The sequence below is a fragment of the Paenibacillus turpanensis genome (genome assembly GCF_011421635.1).
In the GTDB taxonomy this organism is placed as follows: Bacteria; Bacillota; Bacilli; order Paenibacillales; family YIM-B00363; genus Paenibacillus_AK; species Paenibacillus_AK turpanensis.
This window is the reverse complement of sequence record NZ_WTLI01000001.1, coordinates 217,535-244,494: the sequence shown is the minus strand read 5'-3', so window position 1 is coordinate 244,494 and position 26,960 is coordinate 217,535. Positions and strand designations below refer to the sequence as shown.

The following is a 26,960-nucleotide window of genomic DNA, read 5'->3' as shown; positions in this document are numbered from 1 at the left end:
GGAAGCCTTGGGCTCCGGGTTTTTTGCGTCCGGTCGTTTAAACCGCCCAGCGAACTTTCATACTAATAGAAAAGGGCGGAGGCGATTCATGATGAGCAAAAATTTAAAGCCATTAATTGTTCAAAACGATTTTTCGCTGCTGCTTGAGGTAAGAAATCCATTATTTGAGGAAGCGCGGGCGCGAATCTGCGGGTTCGCCGACTTGGTCAAAAGCCCGGAGCATGTCCATACCTACCGGATGAGCCCGTTGTCATTATGGAATGCGGCGGCGGCCGGCTGGACCAGCGCAGAGGTTGTCGCTGTTTTGGAGCAATATGCCAAGTTTCCGGTTCCCTCCAAGGTTAAAACGGAAATTGCCGAGTACATCAAAAGATACGGTATGCTCGTTTTAGAACAAACGGAGCTTGGACTTATTTTGCGTGTTAGCGACGCTGCTGTATACGATAAAATATCGGCCTATCCCTCGCTTCAGGAATGGTTCGAGGGCCATGATGAGGCGGGAGCTGTATACATAAAGCCGGAAGGTCGCGGCGTGCTAAAGCAGGAGCTTGTAAAGCTGGGTTATCCTGTACAGGATTTTGCCGGATTTTCACACGGAGAGGCCATGGGGATCAACCTCAAGGAAACCCTTCCGGACGGTCGACCGTTTGAGCTGAGGTCCTATCAGCGAGAATCGGTGGAAGCCTTCTACCGGGGTGGCACTGCAGAGGGAGGAAGTGGTGTGCTTGTCCTGCCATGCGGAGCGGGGAAAACGGTGCTGGGCATCGCCATCATGGCTAGATTGCAGTGCGAGACGTTGATTCTGACGACGAACGTTACCAGTGTCAGACAGTGGCGAAACGAAATAATAAACAAGACGACGCTGGACGAGGATCAAGTCGGCGAGTATAGCGGCACGATGAAAGACGTGAAGCCGGTGACGATTGCAACCTACCAAATTTTGACCCACCGGCGAACGAAGCAGGATATTTTTTCCCATATGGGTCTTTTTAATCAAAGGAACTGGGGGCTCATTATTTACGATGAAGTACATTTGCTGCCGGCACCGGTTTTCCGGGCAACTGCGGATATTCAGGCAAAGCGTCGGCTGGGGCTAACCGCGACGCTTGTCCGCGAAGACGGCTGTGAAGAGGATGTGTTCTCGCTGGTTGGCCCCAAGCGTATCGATGTGCCTTGGCGGTCGTTGGAGGAACAGGGCTGGATTGCAAAAGCGAGATGTGTGGAAATCCGTGTGCCGATGCCTGAGGCGGTAGAGCGGCAATACGAGGCGGCAGAGCCCAAGGAGAAATTTCGGATTGCTGGAGAAAACCCTTGGAAAATGGCGGCGATCGGCAGGCTGCTGAAACGTCATGACGGGCTGCCGACGATTATTATCGGCCAGTATCTCGATCAGCTGAGCTACATAGCGGAAAAGACAGGGGCTCCGCTTATCACAGGGCAGGTTCCCCACGAGGAACGGGAGCGGATTTTTGCTGCGTTTCGCAGTGGTGAGCGATCGCTCATCGTGGTGTCAAAGGTGGCGAACTTTGCCGTAGATTTGCCTGATGCGGCTGTTGCCATTCAAGTTTCGGGAAGCTTCGGCTCCCGGCAGGAAGAAGCTCAAAGGCTGGGCCGCGTGCTTCGCCCGAAGCAGTCCGGGTCGACGGCGTATTTCTACTCGCTTGTCTCACACAGGACCAATGAACAGGATTTTGCAATGAAGCGTCAGCTGTTTTTGGTTGAACAGGGATACCGGTACGAAATTCAAACGATTGCGATTACAGAACCGGAGATGATGCTGGTATGAACCGATTGTATTATTTGTCGCATATGTCGCATGGGGATCAGAAAGAGGAGCAGTCAAAGCCGCTGGAAGCCGGTGTCTTGGCGAAGAGCTTGAACAAGCTGGAGCGTGAGGCATTGCTGTCGGTGCTGCGCAGCTTTGCCGGCGAGCCTTTTACGGAAGAAGAGTTGGTTCGTGCCGCTCCCCCCGGCCAATCCGGGGCGGAGATGCGGGTCGGTCTCATGCTGCTTCGGAAAAAGAACATCGTCTTCTCCCTAATGAAATCGTGGGGGGAGAGAGTGTTTGTCCTGCCCAAAGATACGCTTAGCTGTTGGCAGGAGGCGCTCCTTCCGGAAATTGCCGAAGCCGTGAGGGTGGTATCCGGAGAGCAGCCGGTGTCTGTGGAGGCCCCATGCGGGCGGGGGATCGTTTATGATCTGCTAGCCGTTTTAGCGGCGCTCTCAAGGCAGGAGGCACCCTTAACGGGAAAGGGCGTACTTCATCGCAAGCTGGTCCAAAAGCTTACGGCCCAGGTTGAGGCGGATGCGGAAAGAGTAAGCGGAATCGGAATTCGATACCGCAATGATGATGTGTACCCCGTACAGCTGGCGCTCGTTCTTGATCTTGCGCTTTCTTTGGGGCTTGTGGCGCCGCAAAATGGCGTGCTGGCTGTCCAAGAAAACGTGTTAAGCCAGCTATTCCAAGAACAGCTTCAGGGCATGCACCGGAAGTTGTTTGAATTATTTCTGGAACGGGCCGGCTGTTCCGACCCATGGCTGCAGCATGCCGAAGCCGCATTCGATAAAGCGCACGATACCGGTTGGCTTTCCGTAAACGGATTCCGGGCTGTGCTTGAGGAATCGGGCATTGTGCTCCCGTCTTCGCGTGAAGCTGCCGAGGCTGCCCTTCTCAATGCCTGGCTGCTTCCATGGAGCGCACTGGGCTGGGCGGAAGCGGGAAAGAGCGCCGGCGGCGAATGGCTGTTTCGTGTTCAGGCTCCGGCGGGAAGCACCGATTCTGCGGAGGAGGAAACAGAGGCCGGCGTGTTCGTGCAGCCCGATTACGAGGTAATTGTGCCTCCAGACTGCCCGCTTGAGCTGCGCTGGGAGCTTGAGCATTTTGCGGAGCATCTCCAGACGGATCAGGTGAGCCGCTACAGGCTTTCCCGTGAGAGCTTCCGGCTGGGACAGGGGCTCGGAAGAGATCCCCAGCGTTTCTGTTCGCTGCTTGAGGCGCAGGCGCTGTTCGGCATACCCGAGCAGGTGGAATGCTCGCTTCGAGAATGGGCCGACCGGACTCATACGGCCTCGATCCTGCAGCTTACGGTTCTGCGCAGTGAAGAAACGGAAACGGCCGACAAGCTTGCTGTCCATCCGCGAATTTCTCCGCTGCTCGGCGCCCGAATCGGGGAACGTTATTTTGAAGTTGACCCGCAGCAGGCTGATAAGCTGCGTGAGCTGCTTCGGCAGGAGGGCTATGCGTTGGAACGCGGAACGGTGAAGAAGGACAGCGTGTCGCCTAATCTCCAGAAGCCAGAGGAAGGGCAGGAGTCTGGACTGGTGCTGCCGAGGCATGCGCTGCATTTGTACCGTGTAGAAAAGCGAGCGCCGACGCTCGATACGGTTTATCCGGAGTTAAAAGCGGTGCCGCCTATGTGGCTGAACGAAAGTCGGCCTTATCACGCCGCAACGCAAAAGCAAATCCTGCAGAAGGCGATCGAATGGCAATCGTCGGTGAAGCTGCGGACCAAAGCGGGTGCGCTGCGGCTTCAGCCTCTTCGCGTAACGGAGGATTCATCGGGATGGAACGTATCGGGCCGCACCGAAAACGGTGAAATTCGCCTTCAATACGGGGATTGGGAGGAAATGCAGTTGATTTTACCTGGGATAAATGATAAATAAGAGGTAAGCCAAAAGAGAGGACTGAACGCGAATGAGCGTTATTGAAAGCCGCACTCTGGATATGGCCGCCCTTATTTCCAAGGCTTACGAGCTTGGAGAATTCATTAACGAGTCTGTTCTTGTCGCCGAATATAAGCGCAGTAAATCGAAGGTAGACGAGAATCCTCATATACGTAAAATCGTCGAGCGCTTCGAGAAAGCGAAGGAACGATTTGAAGAATGCAAAAGGTTCGGCCATTTTCATCCCAATTATCACGAGGCACTGAATGAAGTGCATGCCATCCAGGATGAGCTGGAGCAGCATAAGGAAGTAATTCGCTTTAAAGATGCGGAACAGCAGCTGGATGAGCTGTTATATGAAGTATCCGAGCGCATTGCGCGCTCGGTTTCGCAATCGATTAAAGTGCCGAGCAATTTTGACCTGTCAACAGGAGGCGGCTGCAGCACCGGAGGGGGCTGCAGCGGCAAATGCGGCTAAATTAGCCGCATGCCTCTCGGTCAAGTGTAAAGCAGGGCTCGATCCGGCCGACAGCGTCGCCGCGCCAATTATGCAGCAGCGGCGAATGAAAGCCGGCCAGCGCTTCATATTCGCGGCCGGAAAGCAGCTGCAGCTGGCGCAGTGCTTCGACAACGGCTGGATACAGCGCGCGCAGCGAGCCGTCTTCGACCTTCACGGCGATGCCGAGGCCTTCATCCGGCACGGTGACTGCGAAGACGCCCTCGGCGCCCATCTTGCCGATCAGGCGGCCGCCTGTGGCCCGAATTAGCGCCGTATCGAAGCGGTCGTCGCCGGCCAGCAGATGCGGGTGGCTGCGCAGGGCGCGGAGAATGCGGCCGCACGCCGCCGCGTAGCCTTCCGGAAGCGAATCCGGCCGGCCTAAGCGGGCGTAGGCAAGGGCGAGCTTTTGGAGCGGCATCGCAAATACGGGAACACCGCAGCCGTCGATTCCAAGCGGAATATCTGCGGCTTCTTCTCCACTCATTGCCGCAACCGTTTTCAACATATACTGCTGCACCGGATGAGACGGATCCATATAATTTTCGTCTTTTGCTCCAAGAAAAGCGCTCAGCGTAAGCATCGCTGCATGCTTGCCCGAGCAGTTGTTGTGTAAGCTTGTAAAAGGGGTTCCGTGCTCTCTCATCCTGACTGCCGTTGGTTTATGGTAAGGGGCATGCGGACCACATTGCAGCTGATCCTGGGATATTCCTGCTTTTTCCAAAAGCTTGGTAACGGCCTCAACGTGGACAGGCTCTCCGTTATGGGAGGCGCAGGCGACGGCGATATCTTGGTCTTCCAGCCCGAAGCGTTCTGACGCCCCGCTTACCAGAACGGGAATCACCTGAAGCAGCTTTGCGGTAGAACGGGCGAACATCGGGTCTTTCGGATCGCCGGCAGAAGCGACTAGAGCACCGCTGCTGTGGACAACAGCAACCCGCCCGGAATGCATACTTTCGCGCAAGGGCCCGCGCAGTACGGATACTAAAGGAACATGTTTTGCCATCATCTTATTCGTCATCTCCAAATAAAAATAACTTGCTAAAGGGGGAAAACGCTTGTTTCCGGATCGTACAGGCCTAATTGTATGGGTCAATGACACGAAGGCGGCCCGTAACCTGGAGCGTTACGGTCACGTCCATTTCATTTCCAAAAAACTGCATTATGTTGCTATGTATATTCATACGGACCGTTATGACGACGTGGTCAAAGCAATGCTGAAGCTGCCGTACGTCAAAAAAATAGAAAAATCGTTTCGAGGCGAGCTCAAAACGGAATACAGTAGCAATATCCCCGACAAGACCCGATTTTACACGTATTGAGCGCGTTTGGAAAGCAGAAGGAACCTTTAGCCTATTGGAAAATAGGCGAAGGTTCTTTTTTGGCTGATTTTCGACGACATTTTCAAAATGGTGTCGGAAAAAAGGTAAAATTAACCTGTTCCTAGCAAAAAATAGTTGGAAACATTTTTGCGATACGTTATTATTTATAGAAGTAATAGAATTGGGCACTTTGTACTAGAAATGGGGTGGAATTTATGAAAGATAAGGCAACGAGAAGGTTTGGGACTTATGAATCTTTTTTTGTTGAGCTTGGCGATATACGTGTGGCCGATATTATCGTCACCAATCATGCAAAGCAGCGCTGGATCGACCGGGTAGAAACCGAAAAAACAGGGTTTGCGGATATCGCCGAATTTATGTGGGAGAAGCTAAAGCAGGGCAGGATGGAATCGTATTACCGCAATGAACAGGATGTCTATTTAGTAGACGATGATTTGGTCGTCGTTTGTGAATTTGCCGATTTAAAGGAAGTTGATCTGATTGGCAACCCCCTTCAAAAGATGATTATCGTGACGTTTCTCGGACGCATGTCCGAAACTCTGGAGCTTCGTGATTTAAAGTCGTACTACTCGTGGCTGCGGCATTCGCGGAGAATGACGCTTATCAAAAACAGCAGGAAGCGCAGATAATGTTAAAAAAATCCCGAAATGCCCGCGGCTCACGATCGAGCGGCGGCTTTTTATTTTCATAAGAAATATTTATAATAGAGGAAATTATACAAAACGCAGCTCGGAAACCCGTGAGGAGGAGCGCCATCATGGCCTTAACGTTTCATCAGCTTCATATTTTTTACACCGTGGCAAGTAAAGGAAGCTTTTCTGCTGCTGCGCAGGCGCTGCATATGACGCAGCCTGCGGTGACTATGCAGGTCCAATCGCTTGAGGAGTATTTTGGCACAAAGCTGTTTCACCGCTCAACGAAAAAAATTGAAATGAGCGATGCAGGCCGGACCTTATTGCCTTATGCAGAGCAGAGCATCCAGCTGATGAAGAAAACAGATGTTGCCATGTCTAAGTTTACCCATATGCTGCAGGGCAGACTTGTGCTTGGCGCGAGTCTGACAATCGGCGAATACATTTTGCCGCGATTGCTCGGGCCGTTTTCGCAGGAATACCCTCATATTTCGGTCAGCATGAAGGTAATGAATTCAACGCAGCTGATCGAGGATATACGCAGCCATCAGCTCAATTTTGCCTTAATTGAAGCGCCGATCCAGCAGCCGGATCTCCACAGTGAAGCGGTGCTCTCCGATGAGCTCAAGCTGATTGTGCCGGCCGGACACGAGCTGTACGAACGCGAATCGGTTACGATGGAGGAAATGCTGGCCTATCCTTTTGTACTGAGGGAGAAGGGCTCGGGCACTCGTCAGGTGATGGAGCAGGAAATGAGCGCCAAAGGGATTGAGCCGGAGCGGATGAAAATCGTCATGGAGCTCGGAAGCACGGGAGCCGTCAAATCCGCGGTGGAAGCGGGGCTGGGGCTGTCAATTTTGTCCTCTTCTTCGGTAAAGCATGAGGTGACACTCGGGTTGTTTAAAGTGATGGAGGTCAGCGACGTTCGTTTCGTCCGGAGCTTTTATGCAACCTATTTAAATACGACCCTGCTGCCTATCTCGGCGGTAACCTTTCTAACCTTCCTGCGGGAGCGCGATTTGGGCAAATGGCTGTGAGTCGTCGGGACACGCAAAGGATCGGACCCCTGGCGCTTAGGTCAGGGACAGTGAATGTTTGGAGGATAACAGAATGAATAATGCAGATATGCATATGCATACAACGGCATCCGACGGGCTGCATCGGCCCTCGGAAGTAGTGCGTATGGCGAAGGAAGCGGGTCTTGACCTGATTGCGATCACGGATCACGACACGGTTGCCGGAGTGAAAGAGGCGCAGGAGGAAGGCGAACGGATTGGCGTCCGCGTCGTACCTGGGGTGGAAATCAGCACGGCCGACGAAGGCTGCGATGTTCATGTGCTTGGTTATTGGATGGACGTGGAGAACGAGACGCTGCTGCTTAGGCTGGCGGAGCTTCGCCGCGTGCGCGATTCACGGAACGAGGAGATTTTGGCGAAGCTCACTCAGCTCGGAATGAGCTTAACGATGGAAGAGGTTGTTGCTTCGATCGGAAGAGAGCTGAAGCAGGATGAGACGGTCGGCAGGCCGCATATTGCGTCGGCGCTGCTGCAAAAAGGGTATGTCGCAACCATTCAAGAAGCGTTTGACCGGTATCTCGCTTCCGGAAAGCCGGCATTTGTGCTTCCGCAGCGCATCTCTCCGGAGGAAGCTGCGCGCTGGATTCGCGAGGCGGGTGGAAGCGCGGTTATCGCCCACCCGGGCATTTACGGACGGGATGCTATGGTAGAGCGGCTGCTCGAAACGAAGCAATTCGACGGGCTTGAGGTATTTCACTCCGACCATAGTCCAGAGCAGGAAGCCGTCTATGAAGCGCTGGCGTTAAGCAATGGGCTTGTGCTTACAGCCGGCTCGGATTTTCACGGGGCGCGCAATGGGGCGCTGCACCGCTCGTACATCGGGGCTCGGAGAACGTCGGCAGAAACAGCGCAAAAGCTGCTCTCCCTCGCGGAAGCGAGAAGGAAGGGAGGGCATGAAGGGTGATCCGTAAAGCGATTATACCTGCGGCGGGTCTCGGTACCCGCTTTTTGCCGGCTACCAAGGCGCAGCCGAAGGAAATGCTGCCGGTTGTTGATAAGCCGGCGATTCAATATATTGTCGAGGAAGCCATTTCCTCGGGCATCGAAGATATTATTATTGTCACCGGCCGCAACAAGCGGGCGATCGAGGACCATTTCGACAAGTCGTTCGAGCTGGAGACTACGCTGGAAGAACAAGGGAAAGAAGAATTGCTTTCCCTGGTAAGAAGCATTTCGAATATGACGGATATTCATTATATCCGCCAGAAGCAGCCGCTTGGCCTTGGACATGCCGTTTTATGCGCACGAAAATTTATCGGAAATGAGCCGTTTGCCGTTCTTCTTGGAGACGACATCATCGAATCGGAGCCGCCCTGCTTACATCGGATGATATCGCTTTATAACGAGTACCGCACCTCGGTTATAGCGGTGCAGGAAGTCGATTGGGAGGATGTGGACAAGTACGGGATCGTGTCGCCTGTAGCCGATTCCAGCGAGCATCCGTGGATTGAGGATTTGATCGAAAAGCCGAGCAGGGAGCAGGCGCCCTCTAATATGGCGGTGATCGGCAGATACGTCATCCACCCCGAAATCTTTGATATTTTGGAGCGGCAGGAGCCGGGACGCGGCGGTGAAATTCAGCTCACCGATGCGCTGCGCAAGCTGAATGAGATTCAGCGGATGAAAGCGTATCGGATTCAGGGCAAGCGTTACGACATTGGGGACAAGTTCGGTTATCTGGAAGCGACGATTGAATATGCGCTGCGCCGTGAGGACATTGCAGACCGGCTCAAGCCCTATTTGCGGCAACTCGTTCAGGAGATGGATTTATAACAATTACCCGGTAGCGGATAAGGAAGTCGCTTCTTTTTAGCGAGGTTGTATAACGTTTGTTATTCCTCTATAATGTTTCCTTAGTTAGGAAGCACAGGGGGAAGGCATGAAACAAAGGCTGTATACAATTAAAGAGGTGTCCCTGCGCACCGGAATTTCAACGCAACTGATCCGCAAATGGGAAGAACGGTACGAGGCGGTCAAGCCGACACGTTTTCCAAACGGATACCGAGGCTATACAAAAGAAGATATGGAAAAGCTGACTTGGCTGAAAAGCCGGGTCGGAGCGGGTGTGCCGATTGGACTGGCCGTTCAGGATTATCAGGGGGACGGACCGGATGAGGGAAAGCCGGAGCCGGCTGCCGGCACCATGCAAGCATTTGCCGGCGGGGCGGAATTGTCCCACTATCGGGAAAGCTTGCTTGAGGCTTTTCTCACGCTGGACCAGCATGATGCGCAGCGGTTATTTGACCGTTTGCTTGCGCTTCATTCCATGGATTTTGTGCTGATGGAAGTTGTGAAGCCCGTGTTGATCGAAATCGGTGAACGCTGGGAACGGGGCGAGCTATCCGAATTTCAGGAGCATTTTGCCAGTCACTTTATGCGGGACCGGCTGCTGGCTGTGCAGCATTTATTTCAAGCGTATGGCGATCGTCCTATGTTTGTCACAGGCTGTGCACCGGGCGAGCGGCATGAAATGGGTATTTTATATTTTGGCTTCTATGCGCTTCAGGTTGGTTATAAGGTCGTATTTTTAGGCACATCGCCTGCGGAAAAGGGGATTTTGGACTGTTTGCGGCAGTTTCGGCCTGCGGCATTTGCCTTTAGCGTATCGACGGAAGAACGAATCGAGGAAATAAAGCCGCTGCTGCTTCAGATGGATTGTGAAATCGAAGAGAACGGCTGGCTGACCAAGGTGTTTATAGGCGGACGCTGTGTAACCGAGGACGCGGTTATGCGCGGCACTAAGCATATATATTTCGTGTCTGGCTGTGCAAGGGATGCGGTCGGCAAAATAAAAAGGCTCGTGGACGTGTAAAACGTACCGTGAGCCTTTTTTGTTTCGGTTTGCCGCTTATTTGAGTTCCGACTTCATCGCTTTAATTTTGGCTTCGTCTGGAGTGACGTACACCGTTTTTTGGTGGTCGTAAATGACGAAGCCAGGCTTTGCCCCATTCGGCTTGCGTACATGACGTGCCAAGGTGTAATCGACCGGAACGCTGCTCGAGTGCTTCGCTTGACTGAAGTAGGCCGCCAGCTCCGCCGCCTCTTCCAGTGTAGAATCCCCGAAGCTTGCGCCGCGGATGAGCACGTGGGAGCCGGGGATGTCCTTGGTGTGCAGCCAGGTTTCGCCGGCTGCGGCAAACTTTAACGTTAAATAATCGTTTTGCGTATTGTTTTTGCCGACAAAGATCGGAACTCCCTCGCTCGATATAAAGCAAGTGAGAGCCGGCCGCCCGTCTTTCTTTTTCTTCTTCGTTTTCTTCGCGCGGGCGCGTAAATAACCGCCTTCGGTCAGCTCCTCGCGAATTTCCCCGATATCGTTTAGCGTAGCGTCCTCCAGCTGAAGCAGCAGACCGCGGAAGTAGCCGTTTTCTTCCTCGGCTTCCTGAAGCTGTTCCTCGATATGCGTTAAGCTGGTCTTCGCTTTATTATATTTTTTGAAATAGCGCTGTGCGTTCTCGGATGGATTTAACAGCGGGTCAAGCGGAATTTCGATTTCGCTTTGCGCCTCATCGTAGTAATCGATGACGGCTGCCTTCGTGTCACCCTTCTGGATCGTATGAAGGGAGGCGGTCAGCAGCTCGCCCAGCTTGCGGAAGCGGTCTGCATCCTTTGCATCCTCGTACGATTCACGCAGCTTGACGATCTTTTTCTCGTTTTTTTGGATTTCGTTTTGCAAAAAACGGCTCAAATCCGCCGTACGCTGTTTGATTAAATCCCGTTCTGATTTATCCCCGTAAAATTGCTCCAAGCAGTCGCTGATTGTATCGAAGCGAACCGGTTCCTCCGGGAATTGCACAAGAGGAACGACGGAAAACACCATTTTCCCTGATTTTCCGGTTTCCTTGATCATGATGTCGTATCGGTGTTCACGGAGACGCTGCATCGTGCTCATAAATGCTGCAGCTGCGGCTTGTGCGACTGAAGCCCCGGCTGGGGCCGCCGCCGCGATCGCTTGGCCGGCAAGCGGGCTGATTCCGGTGTATGCGTCGACGAACGCTTTGCCGGCTGCGGCGGCATCATAAGCTACTGCCTCCTCCAGCACTCGGACGATTTCGGCCTCCGACGCTTCAAAAGGGTTTTGCTTGCCCTGCTGCGGCGGCTCGACATACCGGACGCCGGGTAGGACAACCCGGTGGGACGAGATCGCCGGAGTGATGTGATGGATTCCATCCAGCACGGTGCCGCTTGCCGGATCCATCAAAATCAGATTGCTGTGCCGACCCATAATCTCCATGACGATTCGCTTCACGCTGACATCCCCAAGCTCGTCACGCTGGCGCACATCAATGTGGACGATCCGTTCGTTCCCGACTTGGGAGATGGCTTCGATCGTTCCGTTTTCACAATGCTTGCGAAGCAGCATACAGAACATCGGAGCTTCGACCGGGTTGACAAACTGCCGGTCCGTGAGTTGGATTCTCGGGTAAGTAGGACTTGCCGATAAAAGTAATTTATAATTTTGTCCGCCCGAACGGATAAACATGACGATGTCCTGTTCGGTGGGCTGATAAATTTTGTTGATTTTTCCGCCGGCGCACGCTTGAAGCTCGTGCACGATCGCACGGACAACCAATCCGTCCAAAGCCATAAAAGCCACTCCTAACATTTTGTCGCTCTAGTAAGTTCCAACCCATTGTATACGAAAGCAGCAGGCCGCCGCCAGTTCCCGATTTGGTTATAAGGGATATTTCTCAGCTTGTCTGAATACATTTGTCCTAGTACAAGGTGTTTGGAATGAGGAGGGAGCCCTTATGGATCAACGGGAATGGTATCAGTCGAGTGCGGAGGATATTGCAGCGCAGCTCCGGACGAGCCCGGAGCATGGATTGGACGAGGAGGATACGTTAAAAAGGAGGGAGCAGTTTGGCCCGAACGAGCTGAGCGAAGGGGCGAGGGTATCGCCGCTGGCTCTGTTTTTGAACCAATTCAAGGATTTTATGGTGCTTGTGCTGCTTGGCGCGACACTCATCTCAGGACTGCTCGGCGAGTATTTAGATGCAATCACGATTGTTGCCATTATCCTGATTAATGGAATTCTCGGTTTTGTGCAGGAGTTTCGTGCGGAACGCTCCCTGCATGCTTTAAAAGAGCTGTCTGCTCCGAGCGCCAACGTCATTCGCGGCGGCCGCCTGCAAAGCATTGCGGCAAGCGAGCTCGTGCCGGGCGATATCGTTATGCTGGAGAGCGGGGACCGCATTCCGGCCGATCTTCGCTTTATAGAGACGAACAGCCTTTACGCCGAGGAATCGGCATTAACGGGCGAGTCGGTGCCGGTTGCCAAGCACAGCAGAGTGCTGGACACGGCTGAAATTCCGCTGGGCGATCAGAAAAACATGGGCTTTATGGGAACGATGGTTACACGCGGCACGGCAAAGGGAATTGTCGTTCGTACTGGAATGGGCACGGAGATGGGCAAGATCGCCGACTTGATCCAAAATACCGATTCCATGGAAACGCCGCTGCAAAATCGTTTGGAGCAGCTGGGTAAAATTTTGATCGGCGTTGCGCTTGCGTTGACCGTCGTTGTTGTTGCTGCCGGCGTAATGCATGGGCAGCCGGTATACGGCATGTTCCTTGCCGGGGTTTCGCTGGCAGTGGCAGCGATTCCGGAAGGCCTGCCGGCGATCGTAACGATTGCGCTTGCGCTTGGCGTACAGCGGATGATCCGCCGCAAGGCGATTGTGCGCAAGCTGCCTTCCGTGGAAACACTTGGCTGCGCCTCGGTCATTTGTTCCGATAAAACCGGAACGCTTACCCAAAACAAGATGACTGTCACGCATCTTTGGATGGGCGGAAAGACGATGGAGGTCACCGGGGACGGCTACAGCCCGTTCGGCGACATTACAATGAAGGGCTCGTCCGTCGATCTGCGCCGCGACGTATCGCTGCGCCGCCTGCTGCAAATCGGGGTGCTGTGCAACAATGCGGTGCTGGAGGAAGCAGAAGCTGCCGTTGAAGGCAAGGGGAAAAAGGGCAAGGACACGGCAGTTCCCGTGTGGAACATTAAAGGCGATCCGACTGAAGGGGCTCTAGTCGTTCTCGGCGCCAAGGCGGGCATTACCGCATCTTCACTGAACGGGCTTTATCGCCGCTTGATGGAATTTCCGTTCGAGTCCGAACGCAAGCGGATGAGCGTGCTGGTTGAGCACCAGGGCGGGCGCCTTGTATGCGTGAAGGGCGCGCCGGATGTGCTGCTGGAGCAGTGCTCCTACGTGCTGTGGGACGGCAAGGTCACGCCGTTTACGCCGACGCTGAAGGCGAAGGTCATGGCGGCGAACGAAAGCATGGCCGCTTCGGCATTGCGCGTGCTCGGTCTCGCATACCGTGAGGTAAAGTCGACGGAAACGGTAAACGATGCGGAAGAGGCGGAACGCGGTTTGATTTTCGCGGGCTTGACCGGGATGATCGACCCGCCGCGCAAAGAGGTGCGCGAGGCGATCGCGACCTGCCGCAAGGCCGGGATCAAGACGGTGATGATCACAGGCGATCACCGCACGACGGCCGAAGCGATTGCGCATCAGCTCGGCATGATTCCGCGCGGCGGCATGACGCTCACCGGCAAGGAGCTGGCCGGCTGGACGGATGAAGAGCTCGACCAGCGCGTCGACGACATTTACGTGTACGCGCGTGTTGCGCCGGAGCACAAGCTGCGCATCGTCAAGGCGCTGCAGCGCAAGGGCCACGTCGTGGCGATGACCGGCGACGGCGTCAACGATGCGCCTGCAATCAAGGCGTCGGATATCGGCATCGCGATGGGCATCACCGGCACCGACGTGTCCAAGGAAGCATCCGCGCTCGTGCTAAGCGACGATAACTTTGCAACGATCGTTGCGGCGATCGAAGAAGGGCGCGGCATTTACGAAAATATTCGTAAATTTATCCGCTATTTGCTCGCCTCAAACGTCGGCGAAATTATGACGATGTTCCTCGCGATGATGGCGGGCATGCCGCTGCCGCTCGTGCCGATTCAAATTTTGTGGGTCAACCTGGTGACCGACGGTCTTCCGGCGATGGCACTTGGCGTCGACCAGGCGGAGAAGGATTTGATGCAGCACAAGCCGCGCGGTGCGAAGGAGAACATTTTCGCCAGAAGGCTCGGCTGGAAAATTATTTCGCGCGGGATTGCGATCGGTATTTGTACGCTCGCCGCGTTCTGGATTGCGCTTAAGGAAGGCGATCTGATCAAGGCGCAGACGGTCGCATTCTGTACATTAGTCATGGCGCAGCTGATTCATGTATTCGACTGCCGCAGCTCCCGCTCGATTTTCCATCGCAACCCGCTGCAAAACAAATGGCTGGTGCTTGCCGTCATTTCGTCGCTGCTGCTGATGCTGCCGGTCATTTATGTGGAGAGCCTGCAGCCGATTTTCAAGACAACTGCACTAAACCTGACGGACTGGCTGCTTGTGCTTGGCTTCGCAGCGTTTCCTACGGTGTTTTTCGGTCTCGGAAGTGTGTTTTCGCCGAAGAAACCGAAGCGCACGATCCGCTACACGCCGGGCTCTACCGCTCGATAATGATGACAAAAGGCCGCTTGGGCATTCCTGCTGGGACTGCTCTCGCGGCTCTTTTTCTCTTTTCGGGACTTTTCCGGGAACTTGTCCAGGTACTTGTGGGTTCCTTTTGCACGGCACGGGCAGGAAAGGTTTGGGGCCAGTTGAAGAGTTTCCGTTGAACATTTTTCGAGTATTTTCGATTCCGTCCCTGAAACTATGCATATCTACTACTCAATTGCTTGGTTTTACGGTATGATGGGGGGAATGAAGAAAATAGGAATAGGATCAAGGAGAGTGGACTTTCAATGGAATTTACGAAAATGAATGGTCTTGGCAACGATTTTATCGTTGTTTTTGGACATAAAGAACTGCCTGCGAACGCATCCGAGCTTGCTGTGAAGCTTTGCGACCGGTTTTTTGGTATCGGTGCGGACGGGCTGGTTTATATTCTGCCTTCCGAAAAGGCGGATTATATGATGCGCATCATGAACTCGGACGGCTCGGAAGCGGAGCAGTGCGGCAACGCGATCCGCTGTGTAGCCAAATATGTGTACGATCACAATCTCGTTGGCGGACGCAATGAAATTTCGATCGAAACGATCGGCGCAGGCGCACAGAAGGTGCAGCTGACCGTGGAAAACGGAAAAGCGGTTGCCGTGCGCGTCGATATGGGCGAGCCGATTTTGAAGGGTACACAGGTACCTACGACGATTGATAAGGAGCGCGTGATCAACGAACCGATCGAAGTGGATGGACGTACATTTGAATTTACCGCCGTTTCCATGGGCAACCCGCACTGTGTCATTTATGTGGACGATGCGGCGAACTTCGATCTGCAGACATGGGGACCGAAGCTTGAGGTGCACCCTCTGTTCCCGCGCAAGATCAATGTGGAGTTTGTTACGGTTAGCTCCCGCGACCATACAGTTATGCGCGTGTGGGAACGCGGCGCAGGGCCGACGCTAGCTTGCGGAACGGGCGCTTGCGCGACAGTTGTCGCTTCCGTGCTGAACGGAAAAACCGACCGTACTGCGACGGTATCGCTTAAGGGCGGCGACCTGCTGATCGAATGGGATGAAGCGGACAATCACGTATATATGACGGGACCGGCGGAGCTCGTGTACCGGGGTACCGTAGAGGTTTAATTTTTACTGAACCGCCATGGGCGGATGTGATATCGAAGCGGGGTGAGGAACTTGAAGCAGCCGCTGCGCGAAGCGTTAACGGAGCGAATTATTGTTGGGGACGGAGCGATGGGCACTTATTTGCATCAGCTCGGATTCCCTGTCGGTTCCTCGTATGAGGAATTTAATATCACCCAGCCGGAAGTCATCGAACGGGTGCACCGCCAGTATTATGAAGCGGGCGCCCGAATCATCGAGACGAATACGTACGCGGCAAACCGTGAGAAGCTGGCCAAATTCGGTTTGGAGGACGAGACGGCGCTGCTGAACCGTAAAGCCGTAGAAATTGCAAGGCGCGCCGTTGGTACGGACGCATATGTGATCGGTTCGGTCAGCTCGATTCGTACAGGAAGACGAAAGCCGGCCGCTGCGGGCCGCTCGGGTGAATTGTTTAAAGAACAAATGGCCGCGCTGCTTGAAGCAGGTGCGGACGGCTTGATTTTGGAAACCTTCTTCGAATTGGAAGAAATGCTCGCCGCCATTCGGGCGGCAAGGCAGCTGAGCAGCGATATTCCGCTTATCTGCCAGTTTGCTGCCGATCCGGTCGGACGCACGCTCGACGGATTCTCGTACGCGGAGGCTGCGCAAACGGTGAAGGATGAGGGCGGCGATGTCTTCGGGTTCAACTGCCGAAGCGGTCCGTTCGGCATCAGCAAGGCGTTGGACACCTTGAAATGGCCGACGCCTCTTATGCCGGTGTCCGTATTCCCGAACGCGGGCCTGCCTGCTTTGGAAGGGGATGCCTTTACGTACGCGGCGTCGCCGCAATATTTCGCCGACAATGTGCCGGATTTTGCCGGCAAAGGCGCGCGTATTATCGGCGGCTGCTGCGGCACGACGCCGGAGCATACGGCGGCAATCGCTGAAGCGGTGCGCAGGCTTTCGGAGCAGGCGCAGCCGGACAAGCCGGCGAACACGCCGGCTCCAGCCGAAGCGATTGCGGTGCGCGAGCCTGTGACGGGCACGGCGGAGCCTGATGCACCGGCTGCCGACAAGGCTAAGCCGAACTTGGTGGAGCTTGCGGCCAAACGCCACACCGTCATTGTGGAGCTGGACCCGCCGCGCGACCTGGATATTGCGAAGTTTATGAAAGGCGCGGCTGCATTGAAGGAAGCCGGCGCCGATGCGATTACGCTTGCGGACAACGCGCTTGCTGTTACACGAATGAGCAACCTGGCGCTCGGCCATCTGGTCAAGCAGCAGGTCGGCGCGGAGCCTTTGCTGCATATGGCGTGCCGCGACCGGAACTTGATCGGTACGCAATCTCATTTGATGGGATTGCACGCGCTCGGCATGAACCATGTACTCGTCATTACCGGCGATCCGCCTCGTTTCGGCGATCTTCCAGGGGCGAGCTCCGTATACGATATGACTTCATTTGAGACGATTCGTATGATCAAGCAGCTCAACGAAGGGATCGCATTTTCCGGAAAGCCGCTTAAGCAGAAAGCGAATTTCGTTGTTGGCGCAGCGTTCAACCCGAACGTCAAGCATCTGGATAAAGCGGTGCAGCGTCTGGAGAAGAAGATTGAAGCGGGCGCGGATATGATTATGACCCAGCCGGTCTACGATGCCGCCTTGATCGAACGCATTTATGAAGCGACGAAGCATTTGCATGTCCCTATTTTTATCGGAATTATGCCTTTTACAAACGGACGCAATGCCGAGTTTCTCCATAATGAAGTGCCGGGCATCCAGCTGCCGGATGAGGTGCGCAAGCGCATGGCGGGACTGGAAGGCGAGGAAGGCCGCAGCGTATCGCTGGAAATCGCGAAAGAGCTGCTGGATACGGCAATGGCGAGGTTTAATGGAATTTATTTGATCACGCCGCTGCTCGTTTATACGATGACGGAGCAGCTAACGAAATATATATGGGAAAAAGTCGGGAAGCCGAACGAAGGTGAGTAATCGGTAATCTCCCTTGTCCCCGTTGGCAAAATGAATTAGAATAAATAAAAACTCTGCCTAAATCCAAAATACGGAAGTGATTTGAATGCTGCGAAGCATGACCGGATTCGGTCACGGAGAGGTGGTTGTCGGCAGCTTAAAGCTGACCATTGATGTGAAATCGGTGAACCACCGCTATGGCGAGGTCGTCGTTCGCATGCCTCGGGAGTGGGTGCGCTTTGAGGATACCCTTCGCAAGAAGGTGCAGCAAACCGTACAACGAGGGAGAGTCGACGTATTCGTCAATGTGGAGGCGGAAGCGGGAACTGCCCGTCAGCCGGAAATTCATTGGGAGCTTGCCGAAGGCTTTATAGCCGCGGCGCGGCAGCTGAAGGAAAAGTTCGGGCTGTCCGATGATGTCACGCTTCAGCAGCTTCTATCGCTTCAGGAAGTGATTCGGATGGGCGGCTCGGAACAGCTGGATGAAGAGCAGCTTAGCGATGCTCTAATTTCGTGCATGGATGTATCCCTGCAGCATTTTGACGGAATGCGGCAAACCGAGGGACGCTTTCTGCTTCAGGATTTAACGGAACGCACGGGTACCTTGGAGCAGATTTGGCAGGAAATGTCGGCGGCGGCACCGGTTGTTGTGGAAGAATATCGGGCTAAGCTGCGCGAACGGGTTTCCGAGGCGTTGAAGGATGCCGCCATCGATGAAGGCCGGCTGTGACGGAAGTCGCATTGTTCGCCGAAAATTCGAACATTGATGAAGAACTGACAAGGCTGAAAAGTCACTTCGGACAATTTCGCCAGCTTCTGGTACAGGGCGGCTCGATCGGAAGAAAGCTCGATTTTCTCATTCAGGAAATGAATCGGGAGACAAATACGATCGGCTCGAAGGCCAAACACCTCGAATTGACCAACAAAGTAGTCGATATGAAAGCAGAGCTTGAAAAAATTAGAGAACAAGTGCAAAATATCGAATAACGGACCGCAATCGTATGCGAAGCGGAAAATACGGTAAAACTAGCCTACTATAGAGTCTGAGGGGGAACGGCAATGGGCATCAAATTAATCAATATCGGATTTGGCAACATTGTTTCTGCAAACCGCATCATTTCGATTGTTAGTCCTGAATCTGCGCCGATCAAGCGGATTATTCAAGAAGCGCGTGACCGCCACATGCTGATTGATGCAACTTATGGACGCCGTACGAGGGCAGTTATCATCACGGACAGCGATCATGTCATTTTGTCTGCGGTTCAGCCGGAAACAGTAGCCCATCGCCTCTCAAACAAAGATGATGATCATGACGAGTAACCGGGGGATTACATGGGTAAGGGACTTTTAATTGTCATTTCCGGTCCGTCCGGAGTCGGGAAAGGCACCATTTGCGGCTCGCTGCGCGAAGCTGCGCCTGAAATTACATATTCCGTTTCCGCTACGACCCGGAAGCCTCGCGAAGGCGAGAAGGACGGGGTGAACTATTTTTTCAAAACACGCGAGCAATTTGAATCGATGATTCGCAATGATGCTCTGCTCGAATGGGCAGAATATGTCGGGAACTATTACGGCACCCCGCGTGATTTTGTAGAACAAACATTGAATCAAGGTAAAGATGTCATTTTGGAAATCGAAGTGCAGGGTGCGCTGAAGGTAAAGGAAAAATTTCCGCAAGGAATTTTTATTTTTGTCATGCCGCCGTCACTGGATGAGCTTCGGGTGCGCATAAATAACAGAGGAACGGAATCTGAGGAATCGATCCGTGCCCGCATGCATGTGGCGTCCCAAGAAATTCAGCTGCTCAAGCATTATGATTACGCAGTCGTTAATGACCGTGTTGAGCTGGCGCGTCAGCGAATCCAATCCATCATTACGGCAGAGCACTGCCGCAGGGAACGCTTTTTAGCGGATTTACAAAAATGGCATGTAGAGGTGTAGTGTATGTTATATCCATCGATCGACACACTGATTCATAAGGTTGAAAGCAAATATTTACTGGTTACGTTAGCCTCGAAGAGAGCTAGAATGCTTCGCGACACAACCAAAACGCAGGTAAAGCATGCTCGTTCGCACAAAAATGTCGGAGTCGCTTTGGAAGAGATTTACGGCGATTATATCGGCTTTGAAAGAACGATGAAGGAAGCTTCAGACGCTGAGGAAAAACAAAACGGGAACGAGACAGAGAACTAAAATCCGTAAGCATTACTCTACAACAACCCTTGCGGTTGTTATTTTTTTCTTTCAGGGAGGAGGCGCGCACGATGCTTAAGGGGAAAACCGTAGTGGTCGGCGTGAGCGGGGGCATTGCCGCTTATAAAGCAGTTGCTCTTTGCAGCAGGCTGACCCAAGCGGGAGCAAACGTACGCGTAATCATGACCGAAGGGGCGGCGAAATTTGTCACGCCTTTAACGTTCCAATCGATCACCCGTCATGCAGTGTATACGGATACGTTTGATGAGCAGGATGCCTCGGTAATCGCTCATATCGATCTGGCGGATCGCGCGGATTTGATCGTCGTCGCTCCGGCAACGGCAAATGTGATTGCCAAAATGGCTCATGGCTTGGCGGACGATATGCTGACGACGACGCTTCTTGCGGCCACCTGCCCGATTGTGGTCGCCCCAGCGATGAATGTACATATGTACGAGCATCCGGCGGTTGTAGAAAATATGAATACACTGCGCTTGCGCGGCATCCGATTCGTTGAACCGGGGACGGGACAGCTGGCCTGCGGTTATGTGGGCAAGGGCAGGCTCGCTGAGCCGGAGCAAATTGCTGCTTATTTGGAGCAGCTAGTCATGGAAAATGAGCCCCCTAAGCTGTTGGCCGGAAAAAGAGTGCTTATAACCGCAGGCGGAACGGTGGAACGGATTGATCCGGTGCGCTACATCACCAACGATTCGTCGGGCAAAATGGGCTTTGCGATTGCGGAACAAGCACGCAGGCTCGGTGCCGAGGTGACGCTTGTGTACGCATCGGTTTCGGAGAAGCTGCCGGAAGGGGTGGAGCTCGTTCGTGTTCAATCCGCTCTGGACATGATGGATGCGGTGCTGGAGCGCTTTAGTGATACAGATCTCGTGGTAAAAGCGGCGGCTGTCGCGGATTACCGGCCTGCTGAGCCGGCCGCGCAGAAGATAAAAAAGCAGGAAGACGAGCTTACGCTTCGGCTGGTGAAAAACCCGGATATTTTGGCCGCTCTCGGTCAGCGCAAAACGAAGCAGTTTCTGGTGGGCTTTGCGGCGGAAACGAATGATTTGGAGCTGCATGCCATGCAAAAGCTGCAGCGCAAAAATTGCGATCTCATAGTTGCAAACGATGTGACGGACCCGCTGGCCGGGTTCGGGAAGGACACCAACGTGCTGCATGTGTTTGATGGGAACGGTCCGGCAGCGTCATTCCCTCCGCTTAGCAAGCACGAAGCGGCGCTGCGGCTGCTGCTTTTGACTGCAGAACGCATGGGCTGCGGCCGACCGGCCGGAGGGAACGAGTGACGGCGCCGCTCTACGCCCGCATTATTGTTGACGTGCCGGCGCGTCCTGCCGACCGCCCGTTTGATTACAGTGTGCCTGACCACTGGCAGTCCTGGATTGCCGTGGGCAGCCGCGTAGCGGTCACATTTGCGGGCAGGGTACTGCAGGGCATTGTCGTTGGGCTCTCGCGGGAAACGGACGTTGATCCATCCAAGCTTCGCGGGATCGAAGAGGTGCTTGACGCTGCGCCTCCGTTGACGGAGGAGCTGATTGAGCTGTCCGATTGGGTGAGCCGTACTTATGCCTGCCCGCGGATAACCTCGATCGGGGTGATGCTTCCCGCTGCGCTCAAGGCGCAAACAGAAACGAAGGTGAGCCTGTCCGATAATGCTATGGAAGGGCAATTTGCAGCAGCGAGCGGCTCAGCCGGCTTAGTCGGCTTAGTCGGCTTAGTTGCCACGGACGAAGAGCAGCGTGTGCTGGATTATATCCGGCAAAAGCAGCCCATCAAGCTTGATCAGCTGACGAAGCAGTTTCCGGACTGCGCCCCGCTGGTGAAGTCCTGGACGGCCGCTGGGGTTCTGGAGCTGGAGCGCAGCGTGAAGGACCGGCTGAACCGGAAAAAGGTGCAGGTTGTCGAGGCGGTGGGTCCGTTAGCGGCTCTGGCGGAGCTTGCGGAATCCCTTCCGGCACGAGCGGCCAAGCAGAAGGAAGTGCTGCTATATTTGCAGGAGCAGGGAGAGGCTGTGGCGCTGGCCAAGCTGACGAAGGAGCTGGGAGTCAGCTCCAGTGCGGTCAAGGCGCTCGAGAGCAAGGGCTGGGTGACGGTAAAGGAGCAGGAGGTGCTTCGCGATCCGTACGAAGGCCGCAGCTTTGCTGCCAGTAAGCCGCTGGCATTGACCGATGAGCAGCAGGCGGCCTATGGGAGCATCGTTGCAGCGGTGCGCGAGCAAAGGCCGGAGGCGTTTCTCATGCAGGGCATCACCGGTTCCGGTAAAACGGAGGTATATCTCCAGTCGATCCAGGCTTGTCTTGATTTAGGACGCGAGGCGATTGTGCTCGTGCCGGAGATTTCCTTAACGCCGCAAATGGTGGAGCGCTTTAAAAGCCGCTTCGGCGACTTGGTGGCGGTGCTGCATAGCCGGCTATCGAACGGCGAGCGCTATGACGAGTGGCGGAAGATCGCCGAAGGCGGCGCGAAGGTGGCCGTAGGCGCAAGATCGGCGGTATTTGCGCCGTTCACGAAGCTTGGGCTGATCATTATCGATGAGGAGCATGAGTCGTCTTACAAGCAGGAGGACAGCCCGAAGTATCATGCCCGCGAGGTTGCGCTGCAGCGCGGTCGCATGAACGGGGCGCCCGTTGTGCTCGGATCAGCTACGCCGTCGCTGGAGAGCTATGCGCGTTCACTGCGCGGCGCTTACACCCGTCTGCTTCTTAGCAAGCGCGCTCTCGGCGGCCCTTTGCCTGCGGTGCAGATCGTCGATATGCGGGACCAGCTTAAGAACGGTAACCGATCGATGTTCTCCAAACCTTTACATGAGGGGCTGGAGGCAAGGCTGGAACGGGGCGAGCAGTCCGTGCTGTTGCTGAACCGGCGGGGCTACTCCACATTCGTTATGTGCCGCTCCTGCGGTTATACAGCGGAATGCCCGCACTGCGACATTTCGCTTACATATCATCAAAGCTCCAATCATCTGCGCTGCCATTATTGCGGGTTTGCGCAGCTTCAGCCGGAGCTTTGCCCGGAATGCGAAAGTCCGCATATCCGGTATTTCGGAACGGGCACACAGCGTGTCGAGGAGGAGCTGGCAAAGCTGTTTCCCGGCATCCGGGTCATTCGCATGGACGTCGATACCACCTCCGAGAAGGGCTCGCATGAAAAATGGCTGAACTTGTTCCGCGAGCGCAAGGCGGATGTGCTGCTGGGCACGCAGATGGTTGCCAAGGGGCTTGATTTTCCCTATGTCACGTTAGTTGGGGTGATTGCAGCGGATACGGTGCTGAACCTGCCCGATTTCCGGGCGGCGGAAAAGACGTTTCAGCTGCTTACTCAGGTGGCGGGCCGGGCCGGAAGGCATCAGCTTCCAGGCGAGGTCGTGATCCAAACCTATAACCCGGAGCATTACAGCGTGCTGACGGCAAGCCGGCATGATTATGAGGCGTTCGTCGGGCAGGAGCTCGAGCTACGGAAGCGTCTCGGTTATCCCCCATACTGCCGCCTGATTTGTGTCACCTTTTCGGGGACGATGCTTCAGGCTGTTGTACGAACGGCGGAGGAATGGGCGGATAAGCTGCGTTCGGAATGGGGCCAGCGGGGCAATATGGATCCATTCGAAACAGAGCAGCTCCGTGCGGAGGTGCTTGGTCCGGTCGCCTCGCCGATTCCGCGTCTGAAGGACCGATACCGGTTCCAGTGCGTCGTCAAAATCCGCAAGGAGCCGGATCAGGTAATTGCAGCTGTGCGGCGGGCATCGGATGCGTTTCATGATCGGACGCGAAAAACGGATTTGCAAATCAGCATCGACGTGGACCCGCAAATGATGATGTAATACCGGCATGGGACATGCAAAGATCGATGCCGGATCGGATACACTGTATCATAGACAAATTACGGAAAGGGAGTTACTCCTCATGGCGATTCGAAACATAGTGAAAGCACCGGATCAGGTGCTGCGGGAAAAGGCGAAGCCGGTTCCTCAAATTACTCCAAACATTCAAAAGCTGCTGACCGATATGGCGGATACGATGTATGATGCCGAAGGCGTCGGTCTAGCGGCACCGCAAATCGGAATTTTAAAGCGTGTGATTGTAATCGACGTTGGTGACGATAACGGGCTGATCGAAATGGTTAATCCGGAAATTTTGGAAATGGACGGAGAGCAGTTTGGACCTGAGGGCTGTCTGAGCATTCCGGGCCTGAACGGCGATGTGAAGCGGGCGATGCGTGTGAAGGTGAAGGGCCTCAACCGCCATGGTGAAGAGATCGTGATCGAAGGAACCGAGCTGCTTGCCCGCGCATTCCAGCATGAGGTCGATCATTTGAACGGTATACTATTTACAGATTTAGCCGAAAAGATTTACGAGCGGGAGCCGGAGCCTGAGGTGCTGCGTACGGAGGTCAGGAAGGAAGGCAGGAAATGACGAGTACGCGGGATCATACACGCATCGTATTTATGGGGACGCCTGATTTCGCCGTCCCTTCTCTGCGTTTGCTGCTTGAAGAGGGCTACCACGTGGTCGGCGTCGTCACACAGCCGGATCGGCCGAAGGGGAGAAAAAAGGTGCTGACGCCAACACCGGTGAAGGAAGAGGCGCTAAAGCATGGGCTGCCGGTTTATCAGCCGTTGAAGCTTCGCGCCCCCGAAGCGGTTGAAGAGGTGCGCGCGCTGCAGCCGGATTTGATTATAACTGCGGCGTACGGGCAAATTTTGCCGAAGTCGGTGCTGGATTTGCCGAAGCACGGCTGCATTAATGTGCATGGCTCGCTGCTGCCGAAATACCGCGGCGGTGCGCCGATCCAGCGCGCGATTATGAACGGAGAATCCGCGACCGGCGTAACGATTATGTATATGGCCGAGGGCCTTGATACAGGCGATATGCTCACCCGGGTCGAGGTGCCGATTACCGATGAGGACGACTCGGGGACGATTTTCACGAAGCTGAGCGAGGCTGGAGCGGAGCTGCTGCGCGATACGCTGCCGGACTTGCTGGAGGGCAAGCTTCAGGCGGTGCCGCAGAACGAGGCAGAGGCAAGCTATGCCCGCAATTTATCCCGCGACGACGAGCGGATCGATTGGCAGCGTGACGCGCGCAGCTTGTTTAATCAGGTGCGCGGGCTCCGGCCGTTCTCAGGCGGCTTTACGTTGTGGAACGGCGATGTGCTGAAAATTTGGCGCTGCCAGCCTGCGGCATCGAAGGCGGCATCTGGGGCAAAGCCGGGCACTGTGCTGGACACAAGCGGCGAGTGCATTGTTGTTGCTGCCGGCGAAGGAAGCGCACTGCTTATAACCGAGCTGCAGCCTGCCGGGAAGAAGGCGATGTCCGCCGCGGATTTCGTACGCGGGGGACAAATCCAGAAGGGGACGGTGTTCGGCGATGAATAAAAGCCGGGGCCGAAGCCGTTCCCAGCCGAGCGTCCGTACGGCGCGTGAGCTTGCGCTGGAGCTGCTGCTGCGTGTAGAGCAGGAGGGCTCCTACAGCAATTTGCTGCTGCATCGGCTGTTAGAAAAGCATCCTCTGGATCGGCAGGAAACCGGGCTCGCCACAGAGATTGCGTATGGCACGATTCAGCGGCTCAATACGATTGATTACTTCTTGAACCGTTTCGTTGCCAAGGGTGTCGCTAAGCTGGAGCCTTGGGTGCGGGCGTTGTTCCGCCTCAGCTTCTATCAGCTTTATTATTTGGACCGGGTCCCCGACCACGCGGTGGTGAACGAAGCGGTGCGCATTGCCAAGGAACGGGGCCATCAGGGCATTTCCGGGCTGGTCAACGCGGTGCTCCGCAACGTGATCCGCCAGCGGGCGGAGCTGGTCGTACCCTCCTCACTTCCAGCGGCGGAGCGCATCGCGCTGGAGCACTCGCACCCGGAGTGGCTGGTGCGCCGCTGGGTTGAGCGCTACGGCGAAGAAACGGCGGCGGAGATGTGCCGCGCCAACAATATACCGCCGCGTACCAGCGTGCGTGTCAACCGGCTGAAGTTTGACCGCGCCGCCCTGCTGGACAAGCTGGCGGAGCTGGGGATTACGGCGGAGCGCTCCGCCGTTTCCGAGGACGGTGTCGTCTTTGCCGAGGGCAGCGGCAATGCCGCATTGACGGAAGGGTACCGGCAGGGCTGGTACACGATCCAGGATGAAAGCTCGATGCTGGTCGCGCGACTTGTCGCCCCGGAGCCGGGCATGGCGGTGCTGGACTGCTGCGCGGCGCCGGGCGGCAAAACGACGCATCTTGCCGAACGGATGGAGGATCGCGGCGAGCTGTACGCCAGCGATATTCATCCGCATAAACGCAAGCTAATCGAGGAGCAGGCGCAGCGGCTCGGCTTCGAGTGCATCCGTACGATGGTGTCGGATGCCCGCGAGCTGTCTGCGAAATTTGAGGCGAACCGGTTCGACCGGATTTTGCTCGATGCACCCTGCTCGGGTCTCGGCGTCATTCGTCGGAAGCCGGATATGAAATGGACAAAGAAGGAAGCGGACATTACCGACATTTGCAGCGTGCAGGATGAGATCTTGCAGCGCATCCACGGTCTGCTGAAGCCCGGCGGGGTACTCGTGTACAGCACGTGCACAACCGAGCCGGAAGAAAACGAGCGGCGCATCCGCGAGTTTTTGCAGGAGCATCCGGACTTTGCGCTCGACGACATTTCTCCGTATTTGCCGGCGGACGTGCTGGCAGCGGCAGGCTGTGAGCCTGGGTCGGGCATGCTGCAAATTCTTCCGCATCATACGCATTCGGACGGGTTCTTTATGGCGCGGCTGAAACGGCTAAAGTAAGCGCTGATTCTAAATATCGTTTGGAATGGCATGACGACGCAGCAGCCAAAAGCAAGGCGTGAACATACTTGTGCGGGAACACCTCGCTCGGACTTGTGGACGAGCAGGTGTTTTTGTATAGGCGGGCCATTTTTACGAATCAAAGTTGCGAATTTTGTTGAAACTTAGCGTTAATCCTCGCGCGGAATGAAAAACCGTCTGCGGGGCTTGCCTT

The 26,960-nt window shown here is 55.0% G+C and carries 24 protein-coding genes; 22 read left to right on the top strand and 2 right to left on the bottom strand.

Annotated elements, in window-relative coordinates:
* Positions 1 to 88 precede the first annotated feature (88 nt).
* Genes GQS10_RS01180 through GQS10_RS01170 form a run of 3 tightly spaced genes read left to right on the top strand, consistent with a single transcriptional unit; the run spans position 89 to position 4,141 of the window.
* Positions 89 to 1,786, top strand: a complete 1,698-nt coding sequence (locus GQS10_RS01180; RefSeq protein WP_166238150.1) for a DNA repair helicase XPB — start codon at positions 89 to 91, stop codon at positions 1,784 to 1,786.
* Complete coding sequence (locus GQS10_RS01175) at positions 1,783 to 3,663, top strand: helicase-associated domain-containing protein (RefSeq protein WP_166238149.1); 1,881 nt, start codon at positions 1,783 to 1,785, stop codon at positions 3,661 to 3,663. Before GQS10_RS01180 ends, GQS10_RS01175 begins: the two co-directional genes overlap by 4 nt.
* A gap of 31 nt (positions 3,664 to 3,694) precedes the next feature.
* Positions 3,695 to 4,141, top strand: coding sequence for a YlbF/YmcA family competence regulator (locus GQS10_RS01170; RefSeq protein ID WP_166238147.1), 447 nt, complete (start codon positions 3,695 to 3,697; stop codon positions 4,139 to 4,141).
* Position 4,142: 1 nt separating this feature from the next.
* Here GQS10_RS01170 and GQS10_RS01165 read toward each other — a convergent pair whose 3' ends face one another.
* The gene (locus GQS10_RS01165) at positions 4,143 to 5,168 is read right to left on the bottom strand and encodes an asparaginase (protein ID WP_166238145.1); all 1,026 of its coding nucleotides are present in this window, start codon (positions 5,166 to 5,168) and stop codon (positions 4,143 to 4,145) included.
* Positions 5,169 to 5,217: 49 nt separating this feature from the next.
* On the opposite strand from GQS10_RS01165, the gene GQS10_RS01160 reads away from it, so the two are divergent.
* The 6 genes from GQS10_RS01160 (at position 5,218) to GQS10_RS01135 (ending at position 10,022) form a co-directional block, all read left to right on the top strand.
* On the top strand, positions 5,218 to 5,481 hold the full coding sequence (locus tag GQS10_RS01160; protein WP_166238143.1) for a YlbG family protein: 264 nt from the start codon (positions 5,218 to 5,220) through the stop codon (positions 5,479 to 5,481).
* Positions 5,482 to 5,696: 215 nt separating this feature from the next.
* A complete protein-coding gene (locus GQS10_RS01155) occupies positions 5,697 to 6,131 on the top strand; it encodes a hypothetical protein (RefSeq protein ID WP_166238141.1) in 435 nt (144 codons plus the stop codon).
* A 128-nt stretch (positions 6,132 to 6,259) separates the two neighbouring features.
* A complete protein-coding gene (locus tag GQS10_RS01150) occupies positions 6,260 to 7,171 on the top strand; it encodes a selenium metabolism-associated LysR family transcriptional regulator (RefSeq protein WP_166238139.1) in 912 nt (303 codons plus the stop codon).
* Between the two features lie 73 nt (positions 7,172 to 7,244).
* Positions 7,245 to 8,114: a PHP domain-containing protein gene (locus GQS10_RS01145; protein WP_166238137.1), complete on the top strand. Its 870-nt coding sequence runs from the start codon at positions 7,245 to 7,247 to the stop codon at positions 8,112 to 8,114.
* Positions 8,111 to 8,983 carry a UTP--glucose-1-phosphate uridylyltransferase GalU gene (galU, locus tag GQS10_RS01140; protein WP_166238134.1) on the top strand — a complete coding sequence of 291 codons (873 nt, stop codon included), beginning with the start codon at positions 8,111 to 8,113 and terminating at the stop codon, positions 8,981 to 8,983. Before GQS10_RS01145 ends, galU begins: the two co-directional genes overlap by 4 nt.
* A 106-nt stretch (positions 8,984 to 9,089) precedes the next feature.
* Positions 9,090 to 10,022, top strand: coding sequence for a MerR family transcriptional regulator (locus GQS10_RS01135; protein ID WP_166238132.1), 933 nt, complete (start codon positions 9,090 to 9,092; stop codon positions 10,020 to 10,022).
* Positions 10,023 to 10,058: 36 nt separating this feature from the next.
* Here the strand turns inward: GQS10_RS01135 and GQS10_RS01130 are convergent, their stop codons facing one another.
* On the bottom strand, positions 10,059 to 11,798 hold the full coding sequence (locus GQS10_RS01130; protein ID WP_166238130.1) for an Rqc2 family fibronectin-binding protein: 1,740 nt from the start codon (positions 11,796 to 11,798) through the stop codon (positions 10,059 to 10,061).
* A gap of 163 nt (positions 11,799 to 11,961) precedes the next feature.
* Here GQS10_RS01130 and GQS10_RS01125 point away from each other — a divergent pair, with 163 nt between their 5' ends.
* The 13 genes from GQS10_RS01125 to rsmB all read left to right on the top strand — a co-directional run bounded on the left by GQS10_RS01125 (position 11,962) and on the right by rsmB (position 26,746).
* Entirely contained in the window at positions 11,962 to 14,727 is a 2,766-nt protein-coding gene (locus GQS10_RS01125; RefSeq protein ID WP_166238128.1) for a calcium-translocating P-type ATPase, SERCA-type, read from the top strand.
* 284 nt (positions 14,728 to 15,011) lie between these two features.
* Entirely contained in the window at positions 15,012 to 15,851 is an 840-nt protein-coding gene (gene dapF, locus GQS10_RS01120) for a diaminopimelate epimerase (protein WP_166238126.1), read from the top strand.
* Between the two features lie 51 nt (positions 15,852 to 15,902).
* Positions 15,903 to 17,798, top strand: a complete 1,896-nt coding sequence (locus GQS10_RS01115; protein ID WP_166238124.1) for a bifunctional homocysteine S-methyltransferase/methylenetetrahydrofolate reductase — start codon at positions 15,903 to 15,905, stop codon at positions 17,796 to 17,798.
* An 85-nt stretch (positions 17,799 to 17,883) separates the two neighbouring features.
* The gene (locus tag GQS10_RS01110) at positions 17,884 to 18,507 is read left to right on the top strand and encodes a YicC family protein (protein ID WP_341804983.1); all 624 of its coding nucleotides are present in this window, start codon (positions 17,884 to 17,886) and stop codon (positions 18,505 to 18,507) included.
* On the top strand, positions 18,504 to 18,764 hold the full coding sequence (locus GQS10_RS23600) for an endoribonuclease YicC domain-containing protein (RefSeq protein ID WP_341804982.1): 261 nt from the start codon (positions 18,504 to 18,506) through the stop codon (positions 18,762 to 18,764). The genes GQS10_RS01110 and GQS10_RS23600 overlap by 4 nt, the downstream gene beginning before the upstream one ends.
* A gap of 72 nt (positions 18,765 to 18,836) precedes the next feature.
* Positions 18,837 to 19,097 (top strand): extracellular matrix/biofilm regulator RemA, encoded by a 261-nt coding sequence (gene remA, locus GQS10_RS01105; RefSeq protein WP_166238122.1) that lies wholly within the window; start codon positions 18,837 to 18,839, stop codon positions 19,095 to 19,097.
* A 12-nt stretch (positions 19,098 to 19,109) separates the two neighbouring features.
* Positions 19,110 to 19,718 carry a guanylate kinase gene (gene gmk, locus GQS10_RS01100; protein ID WP_166238120.1) on the top strand — a complete coding sequence of 203 codons (609 nt, stop codon included), beginning with the start codon at positions 19,110 to 19,112 and terminating at the stop codon, positions 19,716 to 19,718.
* Between the two features lie 3 nt (positions 19,719 to 19,721).
* On the top strand, positions 19,722 to 19,970 hold the full coding sequence (gene rpoZ, locus GQS10_RS01095; protein WP_166238118.1) for a DNA-directed RNA polymerase subunit omega: 249 nt from the start codon (positions 19,722 to 19,724) through the stop codon (positions 19,968 to 19,970).
* Between the two features lie 71 nt (positions 19,971 to 20,041).
* Complete coding sequence (gene coaBC, locus GQS10_RS01090; protein WP_166238116.1) at positions 20,042 to 21,271, top strand: bifunctional phosphopantothenoylcysteine decarboxylase/phosphopantothenate--cysteine ligase CoaBC; 1,230 nt, start codon at positions 20,042 to 20,044, stop codon at positions 21,269 to 21,271.
* Complete coding sequence (gene priA / locus GQS10_RS01085) at positions 21,268 to 23,802, top strand: primosomal protein N' (protein ID WP_166238114.1); 2,535 nt, start codon at positions 21,268 to 21,270, stop codon at positions 23,800 to 23,802. Before coaBC ends, priA begins: the two co-directional genes overlap by 4 nt.
* Before the next feature lie 82 nt (positions 23,803 to 23,884).
* Entirely contained in the window at positions 23,885 to 24,394 is a 510-nt protein-coding gene (gene def, locus GQS10_RS01080; protein ID WP_166238112.1) for a peptide deformylase, read from the top strand.
* Positions 24,391 to 25,356: a methionyl-tRNA formyltransferase gene (fmt, locus tag GQS10_RS01075; protein WP_166238110.1), complete on the top strand. Its 966-nt coding sequence runs from the start codon at positions 24,391 to 24,393 to the stop codon at positions 25,354 to 25,356. The genes def and fmt overlap by 4 nt, the downstream gene beginning before the upstream one ends.
* Positions 25,349 to 26,746, top strand: coding sequence for a 16S rRNA (cytosine(967)-C(5))-methyltransferase RsmB (rsmB, locus tag GQS10_RS01070; RefSeq protein ID WP_166238108.1), 1,398 nt, complete (start codon positions 25,349 to 25,351; stop codon positions 26,744 to 26,746). Before fmt ends, rsmB begins: the two co-directional genes overlap by 8 nt.
* Positions 26,747 to 26,960: the final 214 nt, after the last annotated feature.

Bases quoted from the DNA above. Each gene is read 5' to 3' on its own strand.
- GQS10_RS01180 (WP_166238150.1), top strand. From the start codon at position 89: ATGATGAGCAAAAATTTAAAGCCATTAATTGTTCAAAACGATTTTTCG.
- GQS10_RS01175 (WP_166238149.1), top strand. From the start codon at position 1,783: ATGAACCGATTGTATTATTTGTCGCATATGTCGCATGGGGATCAGAAA.
- GQS10_RS01170 (WP_166238147.1), top strand. From the start codon at position 3,695: ATGAGCGTTATTGAAAGCCGCACTCTGGATATGGCCGCCCTTATTTCC.
- GQS10_RS01165 (WP_166238145.1), bottom strand. From the start codon at position 5,168: ATGATGGCAAAACATGTTCCTTTAGTATCCGTACTGCGCGGGCCCTTG.
- GQS10_RS01155 (WP_166238141.1), top strand. From the start codon at position 5,697: ATGAAAGATAAGGCAACGAGAAGGTTTGGGACTTATGAATCTTTTTTT.
- GQS10_RS01150 (WP_166238139.1), top strand. From the start codon at position 6,260: ATGGCCTTAACGTTTCATCAGCTTCATATTTTTTACACCGTGGCAAGT.
- GQS10_RS01145 (WP_166238137.1), top strand. From the start codon at position 7,245: ATGAATAATGCAGATATGCATATGCATACAACGGCATCCGACGGGCTG.
- GQS10_RS01135 (WP_166238132.1), top strand. From the start codon at position 9,090: ATGAAACAAAGGCTGTATACAATTAAAGAGGTGTCCCTGCGCACCGGA.
- GQS10_RS01130 (WP_166238130.1), bottom strand. From the start codon at position 11,798: ATGGCTTTGGACGGATTGGTTGTCCGTGCGATCGTGCACGAGCTTCAA.
- GQS10_RS01125 (WP_166238128.1), top strand. From the start codon at position 11,962: ATGGATCAACGGGAATGGTATCAGTCGAGTGCGGAGGATATTGCAGCG.
- dapF (WP_166238126.1), top strand. From the start codon at position 15,012: ATGGAATTTACGAAAATGAATGGTCTTGGCAACGATTTTATCGTTGTT.
- GQS10_RS01110 (WP_341804983.1), top strand. From the start codon at position 17,884: ATGCTGCGAAGCATGACCGGATTCGGTCACGGAGAGGTGGTTGTCGGC.
- remA (WP_166238122.1), top strand. From the start codon at position 18,837: ATGGGCATCAAATTAATCAATATCGGATTTGGCAACATTGTTTCTGCA.
- gmk (WP_166238120.1), top strand. From the start codon at position 19,110: ATGGGTAAGGGACTTTTAATTGTCATTTCCGGTCCGTCCGGAGTCGGG.
- rpoZ (WP_166238118.1), top strand. From the start codon at position 19,722: ATGTTATATCCATCGATCGACACACTGATTCATAAGGTTGAAAGCAAA.
- coaBC (WP_166238116.1), top strand. From the start codon at position 20,042: ATGCTTAAGGGGAAAACCGTAGTGGTCGGCGTGAGCGGGGGCATTGCC.
- def (WP_166238112.1), top strand. From the start codon at position 23,885: ATGGCGATTCGAAACATAGTGAAAGCACCGGATCAGGTGCTGCGGGAA.
- fmt (WP_166238110.1), top strand. From the start codon at position 24,391: ATGACGAGTACGCGGGATCATACACGCATCGTATTTATGGGGACGCCT.
- rsmB (WP_166238108.1), top strand. From the start codon at position 25,349: ATGAATAAAAGCCGGGGCCGAAGCCGTTCCCAGCCGAGCGTCCGTACG.